Below are 12,152 nucleotides of genomic sequence, written 5' to 3'. Positions count from 1 at the left end.
CAAGCCGGCAGCCGAGACCGGCCGTCGCAACGGAGCCGTGCCGCGTGCCGGCTTACGGGTGCCCACGTCAGGACTGCGGTTCCGTCCGGATCAGACGCGGTCCTTCACCGCCCCGATCAGGAACTCCTTGTTGCCCTCCGGGCCAGTGATCGGGCTTTCGGTGATGTCCAGAACCCGCCAGCCCGGCCTTGCATCCAGCCAGGCGCGGATGCGATCGCAGACTTCCCCATGCAATTCCGGTTCGCGCACCACGCCGCCCTTGCCGACGCGGCCCTTCCCGACCTCGAACTGCGGCTTGATCAAGGCGACCAGCCGGCCACCGGGCACGACCAGGTCCAGCGCCGCCGGCAGGACGATTTCCAGCCCGATGAAGCTGGCGTCGCACACGACGAGGTCGATCGGGTCGGGGATTTCGGCCGTGGTCAGATGACGGGCATTGGTCTTCTCCAGCACCACCACGCGCGGATCGTTGCGCAGCTTCCAGGCCAGTTGTCCGTGGCCGACATCGACGGAATAGACCTTGGCAGCGCCGCGGGTCAGCAGCACGTCGGTGAAGCCGCCGGTGGAGGCGCCGACATCGACCGCGGTCAGGCCGGCCGGATCGATGGCGAAGACATCCAGCCCCTTCACCAGCTTCAGCCCACCCCGCGATACCCAGGGATGATCCTGCCCCTTGACCGCCAGAGGGGCTTCCGCCGCGATCAGGTCGCCGGCCTTGTCGATGCGCTTGGTGTCGGAATAGACCAGCCCGGCCAGGATCAGCGCCTGCGCCTTGGCCCGGCTTTCCGCCAGCCCGCGCTCCACCAGCGCCACATCCACCCTTATCCGTGCCATGCCGTCAGCCCCTCGCTCATGCCCTTGCCGGCGCATTCCTGACGCGGAACGGCCGGAAGGGCAAGCCCCGGGGACCGGAATCGTCAGGGGGCGGGGAAGTCGACGGTCACACGGGTGCCGTAGGGGCTGCTGTCCGCGGTCAGCTTGCCGCGCAGCTGGCCGACGAAGGCGCGCACCACCTTCAGCCCCAGCGTGGCTGCACGGGTGATGTCCAGACCGGCCGGCAGGCCGGTGCCGCGATCGGAGATCTCCAGACGGACGTTGCCGTCGCCGGTTCGGCCGAGCCGCACATCGATCGTACCGGGCGCCCCGGCCGGAAAGGCGTGGCGGGCGGCGTTGCCGACCAACTCGCTGACGATCAGGCTGAAGGGGATGATGGAATCCACCGGCATTTCCGTAGCCTCCGCGGCGACATGGATGCGGTGGGCGCCGGGAAGCGTCGCCTCCAACTCCTGGCAGAGTTCGCGCAGATGCGGCGCCATGTCGACGGTGCCGGCGCGCAAGGCACCGTGGGTGCGCTGGTGGGCCTGGGTGACGATGCCGACACGACCGCCGGCGCTCTGAAGGGCGCGGCGGACCTCGGGATCCTTGCTGGACAGCGTCTGCAGGGTCAGCAGGCTGGAGACGAGCTGCAGCGTGTTCTTCAGCCGATGGCTGACGTCGCGAAGGCGCCGGTCATGCTCGGCGACCGACTCCGGCGTCTCGTCCGCCGTGACGATCAGGGCGCGGACGATACCGTTGAGGCCCAGCATCGGGGTGACGCGCACATCCCAGAACCGTTCGCCGTCCGGCGCGCGGTCGCTCGCGGCCCGGCTGCGCTGCGGCCGGCCGCTGTTGCGCGCTTCCGTCAGCAGTGCCGGGGACAGGGCGGGAAAGCTCACCGTCATGCCGGCGCCCGCAACCACTCCCAGTGCGCGGAAGGCGGCATTGGAGAAGCTGCAGCAGTCGCCATCCCCCTCCACCAGGGCGGTCGGAGTCGGCGTCTGGTCAAGGAGGCAACGCAGCAGCGCCGGATCGTCGATGCCGGAGCCGCTGGCTTCCGCCGCCCGCCCCGCGCCGGGATCCGTCCCGAACTCCGCGTTCCGGTACGCCGTGACCGCCATGATGTGCGCCATCGCTCCTGATCCCGTAGCCGTCCCGCATGATGCCGGCGCCTCCACCGTTACAGAGGAGCTACCATTCCAGCCTGTGCAGTGTAAGGCGTCGCTCGCGCTCGGTACCAGTCCAACAACCCGAAACTTCTCTAGACAAATGGCATTACGACATTTGGATGGTTTCAGGTGGATCGGGCAGGGTGGACCGGCAGTGTGGACCGGCGGTCAGGCCCTTGCGGCGGCACTCTCGATGCCCAGCGCCTGAAGTGCCGTGCGGACGATGTGCTGGGCGGTCAGGCCAGCGGTCTCATACTGCTTGGCCGGCGAGTCGTGGTCGAGATAGAGGTCGGGCAGAACCATCGGTCGGATCTTCAGCCCACCGTCCAGCAGGCCGGCGGTCGCCAGGAACTGCAGCACGAAGCTGCCGAAGCCGCCGACCGATCCCTCCTCGATGGTGATCAGCACCTCGTGCTCGAGCGCGAGGCGGCGGACCAGATCCTCGTCCAGCGGCTTGGCGAAACGGGCGTCGGCCAGCGTGGTCGACAAGCCGCGCGCCGCCAGTTCCGCCGCGGCGCGCCGGGCCTCGCCCAGGCGGGTGCCATAGCTGAGGATGGCGATCTTGGTGCCTTCCTGCAGGATGCGGCCCTTGCCGATCGGCAGGATGCTGCCGCGATCGGGCAGTTCCAGGCCGACACCCTCGCCGCGCGGATAGCGTAGCGCCGAGGCGCGGTCGTCGATGGCCGCCTGGGTCGCCACCATGTGCATCAACTCCAGCTCGTCCGCTGCCGCCATCAGCACGATGTCGGGCAGGCAGCCGAGATAAGCGGTGTCGAAGGACCCGGCATGGGTCGCCCCGTCCGCCCCCACCAGACCGGCGCGGTCCAGCGCGAAACGCACGGGCAGATGCTGCAGCACCACGTCATGGATGACCTGATCGTAGGCGCGCTGCAGGAAGGTGGAATAGATGGCGCAGAAGGGCTTGAACCCTTCCGTCGCCATGCCGGCGGCGAAGGTCACCGCATGCTGTTCGGCGATGCCGACGTCGAAGCAGCGGTCGGGGAAGCGCTCCCCGAACAGGTCCAGACCGGTTCCCGACGGCATGGCGGCGGTGATGCCGACGATGGTCGGATCGGCCGCCGCCTCGGCGATCAGGCCCTGGGCGAAGACGCGGGTGTAGGTCGGGGCGTTCGACTTCGGCTTGGACTGGGTGCCGGTCACCACGTCGAACTTGGCGACGGCGTGCAGCTTGTCGGCCGATTCCTCCGCCGGGCCGTAGCCCTTGCCCTTCTTGGTGACGACATGGATCAGCACCGGCTTGTCGTCGTCGGCGTCGCGGACGTTCTGCAGCACGGGCAGCAGATGGTCCAGGTTATGGCCGTCGATCGGGCCGATGTAGTAGAAGCCCAGCTCCTCGAACAGGGTCCCGCCGGTGACCATGCCGCGGGCGTATTCCTCCGCCCGGCGGGCGGCATTGCGCAGCGGACGCGGCAACTGGTCGGCGATCTCCTTCGCCAGATGGCGCAGGGACAGATACGGCTTGGAGGAGATCAGCCGCGACAGATAGGCGCTCATCGCCCCCACCGGCGGGGCGATGGACATGTCGTTGTCGTTGAGGATGACGATCAGCCGCGACTTGGTGGACGCCGCGTTGTTCATCGCCTCATAGGCCATGCCGGCGCTCATCGAGCCGTCGCCGATGACGGCGATGACATTGCGCCGCTCCCCCTTCATCTTGCTGGCGACGGCCATGCCGAGACCGGCGGAGATGGAGGTGGAGCTGTGGCCGGCGCCAAACGGGTCGTACTCGCTTTCCGACCGCTTGGTGAAGCCGCTCAAGCCCCCGCCCATGCGCAGCGTCCGGATGCGGTCGCGCCGCCCGGTCAGGATCTTGTGCGGATAGCACTGATGCCCGACGTCCCAGATCAGCCGGTCGTAGGGCGTGTCGAACACGTAATGGAGCGCCACGGTCAGCTCCACCACCCCAAGCCCGGCACCGAGATGGCCGCCGGTCACCGATACGGCGTCCACGGTCTCGGTGCGCAACTCGTCTGCGAACTGGCGGAGCTGCTCGGGCTTCAGGGCCCGCAGCTTGGCTGGCGTCGGACAAAGGTCGAGCAGCGGGGTCTTGGTGGAGGTCACGTCGTGATGGTCCTCAAGCTCTGGTCAGGCGCGGCGCGCGACGACGAAGTCGGCGACCGCCTTCAACATATCGGCACGCCCATCGAAAATGTCCAAGTGCTGCGATGCCTGATTGGCGAGCATTTCCGCCTGGGCACGGGCACGGTCGCGGCCGAGGATCGACACGAAGGTCGCCTTGCCGGCCTGGGCGTCGCGGCCGACCGTCTTTCCGGTCTCCTCCGCCGTGCCCTCCACGTCCAGCAGGTCGTCGACGATCTGGAAGGCGAGGCCGAGGTCGTGGGCGTAGGCGCGGAGCGCGGTGCGCTGCGGCGGATTGGCCTTGCCCAGGATGCCGCCGGCCTCGCAGGAAAAGGCGATCATCTCGCCGGTCTTCATGCGCTGCAGCCGGGTGGTGGTGCCGAGGTCGAAGGTCTCATGCTCGGCGATCAGGTCCAGCATCTGGCCGCCGACCATGCCGTGACCGCCGGACGCCTTGGCCAGGGCCGTCACCAGTTGGCAGCGGATGTTGGGATCCTCGTGCGTCGCCGGATCCGCCAGCACTTCGAAGGCGAAGGTCAGCAGCCCGTCGCCGGCCAATATGGCGGTCGCTTCGTCGAACTGGCGATGGCAGGTCGGACGGCCGCGCCGCAGCTCGCCGTCGTCCATCGCCGGCAGGTCGTCGTGGATCAGGGAATAGCTGTGGACCATCTCGACGGCCGCCGCGGCACGGATGGCGCAGTCCGGGTTGACGCCGAACAGGGCGGAGGACTGCATCACCAGGAAGGGGCGCAGCCGCTTGCCGCCGTTCAGGCAGCCATAGCGCATGGCGTCGAACACCCGCGCCTCGGGCAGGTCGGTGGTCGGCAGCAGCGCGTTGATCTTCAGCTCGACCGCCTGGGCGATGTCGGCCAGGGCAGCTTTGAACTCGGTCTGGGAAATGGTCTGCACGTCAGTCGATCCGGGCGGGTTCGGTGCCGAGGGAGCCGTCGGCGCTCACGGTGATGCGGTCGATCTTGGCCTGCGCCTCGCGCAGCTTCATCTCGCAATGGCGCTTCAGCGCAGTGCCCCGCTCGTAGGAGGAGATGGCGTCGTCGAGCTTGCCGCGCCCTTCCTCGAGCTGGCGGACGATCCGCTCCAGTTCGGCGAGCGCATCCTCGAAGCTGAGGGCGGCGATGTCGGGCGGAATGGCGGCGCCGGAAACAGGGGGCGAAGACGTCGTGGAAGGGGGCATGTGGGGCAGAACCATCGATGGGACCTCAAGCCCGCGAAGGTATGCCCCGCCCACGTCCGGCGCAAGGCCCGAGGCACTCCGCTACCCCGGCCATTGCGGCCTATGTGCGGCCTATGCGTTCGGGCAGCCCCTCCCCCTTTCGGGAGAATGGGGTGCCCGCCCAATAGAAACGCCGCCGGTCAGCAGTACATCAGTTCGCGCACATGGGCGGCACTGGCGGAGGCAAGGGCGCGCAGGTTGTAGCCCCCTTCCAGCACCGAGACGATGCGCGCCCCGCAATGGGTGCGGGCCAGTTCGCCCAGCTTGCGGGTGGCCCAGACGAAATCGTCATCGATCAGGTGCAGGCCGGCCAGCGGGTCGCGGGAATGGGCATCGAATCCGGCGGAGATGATCAGCAGGTCCGGCTTGAAATGGTCGATGGCCGGGAGGATGACGTGGGTCATCGCGTGCCGGAACTCCGGCGATCCCGCCATGGCCGGCAGCGGCGCGTTGACGCAGTTGCCGTATTCGCCCTTTTCGCCCGCATCCCCCGTGCCGGGGTAGAGCGGCGACTGGTGGGTCGAGCAATAGAGCATGTCCGGGTCGTGCTGCAGGATGTCCTGCGTGCCGTTGCCGTGGTGGACGTCGAAATCCATCACCGCAACGCGCTGCAGCCCATGCGCGGCGCGGGCGTGATAGGCGCCGACCGCGGCGTTGTTGAACAGGCAGAAGCCCATCGCCTTGTCCCGCTCCGCATGGTGGCCGGGCGGGCGCACGGCGCAGAAGGCGTTGCGCGACTGGCCGGTCGCCACCGCGTCGACCGCGGCACAGACCGCGCCGGCCGCACGCAGGGCCGCCTCCCCCGACCCAGGCGAGACGACCGTGTCGGCATCGACGCCGGCGTGCTCCACCTCAGGGATCAGCGACAGCACGCGGTCGATGTGCGACTGCGGATGTGCGCGCAGGAGCTGTTCCACCGTGGCGCACGGCGCCTCCTGCCGTTCCAGCATATGGAACTCCTCCGTCTCCAGCGCGGCGAGGACGGCGCGCAGGCGGTCGGAGCATTCGGGATGACCGAGACCCGTGTCGTGCTCCAGGCACGCCGGGTGGGTGAACAGGGTGGTGAACATCGATTTTTCGGTCGTTATCGTTGGTTTTCGGGCGGCGTTCGCAGCGTTTCCGAAAACCATTCTTCCCGCATCGCTAATGAAAGTACAGGCTGAATCCAGGACGATTCGTCACAGCCCACTTTCGGGGGCCGGGGCAATCCGTGACACGATACGATGGTAACGGCAACGATGGGGTGACGGGAACGTGGGCAGGGACTGCGCCGTCCGTTGATCACGCTGTCCGTTCGATGACGAAGCGGAGAATGCCGTCCTCCTCCCCGACCGACAGCAGGCGGTTGCCGGTCGCCTCGCAGAAGGCGGGGAAGTCCTTGCGGGCGCCGGGATCGGTCGCCTCCACGGTCAGGGTGTCGCCAACGGCGATGGCCCTGATGGCCTTGCGGGCACGCAGGACGGGGAGCGGGCACTGCAAGCCCTTGGTATCCAACGGATGATCGGTCATGACCGAAATGCTATCCCACCTGCCGGCCGGTGTCATCGGCCGATGATCCATGGGAGGCGATGGACTTGACGACTGCAACCGCCGGGGGATCCATGCGTCCGGCTATTGTTCCGTCTTGCGAGAAAAAAGCGGCGTCCAGCGGTAATGGCAACGCCCAAGCCGGTGCGGCGGCAATCGGTGCCGGCGTCCGGATGACGGAATCCCACAGGTGGACAATTCCCGCACAGTGCGAATATACTAGGATACGAGCATTTTTCTTTGCCGGGCTGCGCAACGACAGCCCGGTTGTAAAACGAATCGGAACGGACAGGGCGACGGGAAAGCAATGAAGATCGAGGATTTGCAGGCAAACGCCCGCCGGGCGAGCGCTCTGCTGAAGGCGATGTGCAATGAGCGGCGCCTTCTTATCCTGTGCCACCTGAGCCAGGGCGAACGGTCGGTGGGCGAGTTGGAGGAACTGGTCGGCCTCAGCCAGTCGGCGCTGTCGCAGCACTTGGCCAGACTGCGCAACGACAATCTGGTCCGCACGCGCCGCAGCGCCCAGAACATCTACTACTCGCTGAACGGGCACGAGGCGCAGACGATCATGACGACGCTGCACGGCCTCTACTGCACCCCGGCGGAGGATGCGGAAGACGGGCGCGACGGCGCCTCCGCCAGCGATTCCGGCAACGACTGTTCCGGCCTGCAGGCCGCCGCCGGCTGAATTGCCGGACGACCCAGCCCTATGAGGGGCGCAAGCCTCAGTCGCGCGCCAGCAACGCCGCGACCGCCAGCGCCGCCCATCCCAGCATGAAGCTCCATCCACCGGCGGGCGCCGTCATCGGCACCGGCAACGGTCCGACCATGGCCAGCGCATAGAGCGTGCCGCAGAACAGCAGGATTCCGGCACAGAACAGCCACCCCGCGACCCGCAGAGCCAGCTTTCCACCCGCCCGCGCGCTCAGCCGGCTCCCCAGCGCCACCAGCAGCACCAGCGCCAGCGCATGCGCCATCTGATACATCCCGGCGGTGCGGAACCACTCCTGCGCCTGCGGCTGGCCCGCAAGTCCGTGGCTGGCATAGGCCCCGGCGGCGACCGCGACGGCGCCGTTCAGCGCGGCGAAGACGATCCAGATGCGGTCGATCACTCCCACGGGCTTTCTTCCCTTCCTTCCGATCACCACCGGCCCACGGGCGGTGCTATCCTGCCGCCTGTCTACACGCAGGGCGCCCGTACGGGCAAGAAACGACCATGACCACAATCCCCTCCCCGGCTACCCCGCTCGTCAGCATCATCACGCCAACTTGGCAGCGGGAGGATTTCCTGCCCCGCCTGCATGCCTGCATCGAGGCGCAGACCCATCCCGAGATCGAATGGCTCGTCTTCGACGACAGCCCGCGCCCGTCTGCCTATCTCAAGCCGCTGGCGAACCCGCGGCTGAAGTATTTCTACTCGCCCAGCCGCTATGCGATCGGTGAAAAGCGCAACATCCTTGCCGAACATGCCAAGGGCTCGGTGATCGTCCACATGGACGACGATGATTTCTACGCGCCCGCCTATGTGGAGCGGATGCTGGACCGGCTGGCGCAAGGCTACGACTTGGTGAAGCTGTCCGGCTGGTTCCTCTACAGCGCGCCGCATCGTCGGTTCGGCTATTGGGATACCGCGCAAGGCGGCTCGCACCACCGCTGGGGACGGCAGGGCTGCAGCTATATCGAGGCGCCGGACGCACTGCCCTCGCCTGAGAATCTGAACGGTTACGGCTTCTCCTACGCCTATCGCCGTGCGGTCTGGGAAGCGGAGCGCTTTCCTGCGGTGAATGCCTGCGAGGATGCGCCATTCGTGAAGGCCGCGCGCGAGCGCTTCCGCGTCGGCACATTCCCGGATGCGGAGGGACTGTGCCTGCACACGCTGCACGCCCGCAGCACCAGCCTGTGCCTGCCCCAGTACGAACTGCCGCCGGTCCTGTTGGAACGCCTTTTCGGGCCGGATGTGGCGGCCTACACCTGAACGTCGAGGAACATGCCGCGGCGGTAGTTGCGCGGCAGGGTCAGCACCCCATTGACCACCAATGCGGCCAGTTCGCGCAGGCTCGGGATGCGCTGCCGCCCCTGCGGGACGACCCCATCGGCCCGCGCACGCGCACCGGCCGCAGGAACCCGCCCGCCGCCGGGATCGGGGCGGATCAGCTCGTTCGAACGGTCACCAGTGCGTCGGGTCTCTACCATGCCGGCTCATTTACCATAAATGCGGCGGAAGGGGAATAGCGGGCGGCTGTGACGTTCGAGAGCCCCCTGCCCCGCAGCCGCTCAGGTGTTGGACCAGCCGCCGTCGATGGCGATTGCCTGCCCGGTCATGAAAGCGGACTCGTCAGAAGCAAGGTAGACGGCGAGTTTCGCCACTTCCTCCGCCGTGCCGAGCCGGCCCATCGGTTGCCGGGCGACGAAGGCGGCACGCGCGGTGTCGTAATCGCCCAGCGCCCGCATGCGGTCGTGCAGCGACGGGCTGTCCACCGTGCCGGGGCAGATGGCGTTCACGCGGACTCCGCGGGTGACGTAATCGGCGGCGACCGACTTGGTCAGGCCGATCACCGCCGCCTTGGTGGTGCCGTAGATAAAGCGGTTCGGCGCTCCGATTATGGAGGAGGCGACGGACGACATGTTGACGATGGATCCGCCGCCCGCCTCCAGCATTCCCGGAAGGAAGGCCCGGATCATCCGGTACATCGAGCGGACGTTCAGCGTGACGGAGAAGTCGAAGGCGTCCTCGTCACAGTCCAGCACGCTGCCGGCATGGACATAGCCGGCGCAGTTGAACAGCACCGACGGCGCCGGCACCTCCGCCGCGAAGTCCTGGATCGCCGCAGGATCGCAGACGTCGAGGCGGCGGGTGACGATGCCGGGGGTGCCGGCCAACTCCTCCAGCAGCCCGTCGTTGACGTCGGTCGCCAGGACGCTGGCGCCCTCCTCCGCGAAGGCAAGGGCGGCGGCGCGCCCCATACCCTGCGCGGCGGCGGTGACGATGGCGGTCTTGCCCTGCAGTCTTCCTGCCATGCCGGTCATCTCCTCAGCTTTCAAGCCAATGGTGGACGAAGCCCGCCTCCCGCTCCAACAGCCGTCCCAGGCGGATCAGGCGCCGCTCCTCGCCCGGCCGGGCGATCAGCTGGATGCCGAAGGGCAGCCCTTCCCCGCCGACAGGCAGGGTCAGCACAGGGAAGCCCACCAGCGTGATGATGGCGGTGACGCCGAGATAATCGAGGATGGTCTCCACCGGCCGGCCGTCGATCTCCGTCACCTCGCCCTCCGCGTTCGGCCAGGGCAGCACGCCGCAGGCCGGTGCGGCCAGCACGTCGATGTCCTCGAACAGCGCCACGAAGCGGCGGTAGAGAGCGGTGCGGGCGGCCTGCGCCTCCAGATAGGCATCGGCGGTGATACCGGCGCCGGCCTCGATGTTCCAGCGGATGGTGTCGGTCAGATCGTCGCCATGCTTCGCCAGCATCGGCCCGAAGGTGTGTCGGGTCTGCGCGGCGCGCAGCGTGCGGAAGGTGGCCATGGCGTCGCCGCAGTCGGGATGGCGGCGCGCCACCGGCCCGACGACGCGTTCCAACCGGTCCACCGCCGCGGCGAAGCGTTCCCGCACCGCCTGAGACACCGTGGCCGTGCCGAAATCGGTGGTGGCGCCCAGCCGCGACTTCGATCCGTCGTCGCGGTCGCCGAACAGGGAGGTCGGGTCGCGCAGGTCGCTGCCGGCCATCGCCGACAGCAGCAGCGCGCAGTCTTCGGTGTCGCGCGCCAGCACCCCGTGGGTCGCCAGCGTGTCCCAGCCCAGGGCGCGGCCCGGCGCCGGGATCAGCCCCGGTGTCGGCCGGATCGAGGCGACGCCGCAGAAGCTCGCCGGCACCCGCACCGATCCGCCGAAATCGGTGCCGTGCGCCAGCGGCGCCATGCCGACGGCCACAGCCACCGCCGATCCGCCACTCGACCCGCCGGAGGTCAGGACGGGATCGACGGGGTTGCAGGTCGGCCCGTACAGGCGGTTCCGGCAGACGGCGCCGAAGCCGAATTCCGGTGTGTTGGTCTTGCCGATGACGATACCGCCCGCCGCCTCGATCCGTGCGACGGCAATGTCGCTGGTGGACGGCACATGATCGGCATAGAGCGCCGAGCCGTAGGTGGTGCGGATGCCGGCGGTGTCGGTCAGGTCCTTCACCGCCACCGGCAGCCCATGCAGCGGCCCGACCGGTGCCGGGGCTGCGTCCAGCACCTCGGCACGGGCCAGGGCTTCGTCGGCGGCCACGGTGATGAAGGCGGACAGTGCCGGCTCTTTCGCCGCGATGCGCGCCAGATGCGCCTCCACCGCCTCCCGCGCCGACAGTTCCCGCCGCGCCAGCCTTGCCGCCAAGCCGGCAGCGCTCTCCCGCCACAAGGCGTTTCGTCCTTCGCTCACTGCATCCTCCCGGTTCAGGCCCGAACCGTACCGCGAAACCGGTGGCATGCGAAACAATGCAGAGTCTGTCAGCGCTGGCGGCCGACCAATGCGCGGCAGTCGGTCAGGATGTTGCCGACGGTCACCCGCTCCCGCTCGTCCATCGCCAGTCCCCAGCGAGCCTTCACCAGGATCCAGTCGGCGACATAGAGGCAGATGCCGTCGCGCTTCGGCGGCAGCCAGTCCTCCGGCCCCTTGGAGCCCTTGGCCCGGTTAGCCTCCCGGCCGGAGACCAGCAGGGTCCGCGGATCGCTGGTGTCGTTGGCGTAGGCGGCGCGGCGTTCCCGGCTCCAGTCGTAGCCGCCGCTGGCATAGGCCTCCTGCAGCGGCACCCGGTGGTCGATGTCGACCATCTGCGGATCGGTGAAGCGCTCCCCGGTATAGGGGTCGAGCCAGTCGCCGGACTTCACACTGCACCCCTTGGCATCGAGCGTCGCCGGGCGGCGCGAGTCGCGGATCAGCACCTTTTCGCGCGCGTTCAGGCAACCGCCCTCCAGCGCCAGCCAGTGCGGCCACTCCTCCCGCTGGTAGCCGCGGCCCCGTTCCGGCTCTACCCGGATGGCGTCGAGCTGGCGGGCGACCTCGGCATAATCGATCCGGTCGGATGCACGGGCGATGATCGGCGGCAGCGGTTCGGCGGTTTCCTGCTTGCGCGGCTGTCGGGGGCGCGGCGTCTCCTGGCCAAGCAGACCGTCGAGCGTGCCCGGCGGCAGGATATGCAGACGCTCCGCCAGTGCGACGGCGGCAAGCACGGCGAGGACGACGAACAGACCCCGCAGGGTCAGGGAGCGGCGGCGGGCCACGTCAGCGCACCCGGGACCGATCCCCTCTCCCCCCCGGGGAGAGGGTTAGGGTGAGG

The 12,152-nt window shown here is 68.5% G+C and carries 14 protein-coding genes; 2 read left to right on the top strand and 12 right to left on the bottom strand.

The features are described 5' to 3' along the window. Positions 1 to 90: 90 nt before the first annotated feature. From FZ983_RS23105 to FZ983_RS23075, 7 genes are all read right to left on the bottom strand, one after another. Positions 91 to 834, bottom strand: a complete 744-nt coding sequence (locus tag FZ983_RS23105) for a TlyA family RNA methyltransferase (RefSeq protein ID WP_149225837.1) — start codon at positions 832 to 834, stop codon at positions 91 to 93. 83 nt (positions 835 to 917) lie between these two features. Further along, positions 918 to 1,949 carry a histidine kinase dimerization/phosphoacceptor domain -containing protein gene (locus FZ983_RS23100; protein ID WP_149225836.1) on the bottom strand — a complete coding sequence of 344 codons (1,032 nt, stop codon included), beginning with the start codon at positions 1,947 to 1,949 and terminating at the stop codon, positions 918 to 920. A gap of 204 nt (positions 1,950 to 2,153) precedes the next feature. Beyond that, positions 2,154 to 4,067, bottom strand: a complete 1,914-nt coding sequence (gene dxs, locus FZ983_RS23095; protein WP_149225835.1) for a 1-deoxy-D-xylulose-5-phosphate synthase — start codon at positions 4,065 to 4,067, stop codon at positions 2,154 to 2,156. 24 nt (positions 4,068 to 4,091) lie between these two features. Continuing rightward, positions 4,092 to 4,994 (bottom strand): polyprenyl synthetase family protein, encoded by a 903-nt coding sequence (locus FZ983_RS23090; RefSeq protein WP_149225834.1) that lies wholly within the window; start codon positions 4,992 to 4,994, stop codon positions 4,092 to 4,094. Between the two features lies 1 nt (position 4,995). Further along, positions 4,996 to 5,277 (bottom strand): exodeoxyribonuclease VII small subunit, encoded by a 282-nt coding sequence (locus tag FZ983_RS23085; protein ID WP_247883929.1) that lies wholly within the window; start codon positions 5,275 to 5,277, stop codon positions 4,996 to 4,998. Positions 5,278 to 5,456: 179 nt separating this feature from the next. Continuing rightward, on the bottom strand, positions 5,457 to 6,386 hold the full coding sequence (locus FZ983_RS23080) for a histone deacetylase family protein (protein WP_111069145.1): 930 nt from the start codon (positions 6,384 to 6,386) through the stop codon (positions 5,457 to 5,459). 211 nt (positions 6,387 to 6,597) lie between these two features. Further along, the gene (locus FZ983_RS23075) at positions 6,598 to 6,825 is read right to left on the bottom strand and encodes a sulfurtransferase TusA family protein (RefSeq protein ID WP_149225832.1); all 228 of its coding nucleotides are present in this window, start codon (positions 6,823 to 6,825) and stop codon (positions 6,598 to 6,600) included. Positions 6,826 to 7,150: 325 nt separating this feature from the next. On the opposite strand from FZ983_RS23075, the gene FZ983_RS23065 reads away from it, so the two are divergent. Next, the gene (locus FZ983_RS23065; RefSeq protein ID WP_149225830.1) at positions 7,151 to 7,531 is read left to right on the top strand and encodes a metalloregulator ArsR/SmtB family transcription factor; all 381 of its coding nucleotides are present in this window, start codon (positions 7,151 to 7,153) and stop codon (positions 7,529 to 7,531) included. A gap of 37 nt (positions 7,532 to 7,568) precedes the next feature. Here FZ983_RS23065 and FZ983_RS23060 read toward each other — a convergent pair whose 3' ends face one another. Further along, a complete protein-coding gene (locus tag FZ983_RS23060) occupies positions 7,569 to 7,961 on the bottom strand; it encodes a DUF423 domain-containing protein (protein ID WP_149225829.1) in 393 nt (130 codons plus the stop codon). A gap of 98 nt (positions 7,962 to 8,059) precedes the next feature. Here FZ983_RS23060 and FZ983_RS23055 point away from each other — a divergent pair, with 98 nt between their 5' ends. Beyond that, complete coding sequence (locus tag FZ983_RS23055) at positions 8,060 to 8,818, top strand: glycosyltransferase family 2 protein (RefSeq protein WP_149225828.1); 759 nt, start codon at positions 8,060 to 8,062, stop codon at positions 8,816 to 8,818. Here FZ983_RS23055 and FZ983_RS23050 read toward each other — a convergent pair. The 4 genes from FZ983_RS23050 to FZ983_RS23035 form a co-directional block, all read right to left on the bottom strand. Then, on the bottom strand, positions 8,809 to 9,036 hold the full coding sequence (locus FZ983_RS23050; protein WP_149225827.1) for a hypothetical protein: 228 nt from the start codon (positions 9,034 to 9,036) through the stop codon (positions 8,809 to 8,811). The genes FZ983_RS23055 and FZ983_RS23050 overlap by 10 nt on opposite strands. A gap of 81 nt (positions 9,037 to 9,117) precedes the next feature. Then, positions 9,118 to 9,861: an SDR family oxidoreductase gene (locus FZ983_RS23045; RefSeq protein ID WP_149225826.1), complete on the bottom strand. Its 744-nt coding sequence runs from the start codon at positions 9,859 to 9,861 to the stop codon at positions 9,118 to 9,120. A gap of 13 nt (positions 9,862 to 9,874) precedes the next feature. Next, entirely contained in the window at positions 9,875 to 11,254 is a 1,380-nt protein-coding gene (locus FZ983_RS23040) for an amidase (protein ID WP_247883928.1), read from the bottom strand. Between the two features lie 68 nt (positions 11,255 to 11,322). Beyond that, positions 11,323 to 12,096: an HNH endonuclease family protein gene (locus FZ983_RS23035; protein ID WP_149225824.1), complete on the bottom strand. Its 774-nt coding sequence runs from the start codon at positions 12,094 to 12,096 to the stop codon at positions 11,323 to 11,325. Between the last annotated feature and the right edge of the window lie 56 nt (positions 12,097 to 12,152).

The organism is Azospirillum sp. B21, from assembly GCF_008364825.1.
Classification (GTDB): Bacteria; Pseudomonadota; Alphaproteobacteria; order Azospirillales; family Azospirillaceae; genus Azospirillum.
Note: the sequence above shows the minus strand (reverse complement) of the source record. Positions and strands in the feature narration are given on the sequence as shown.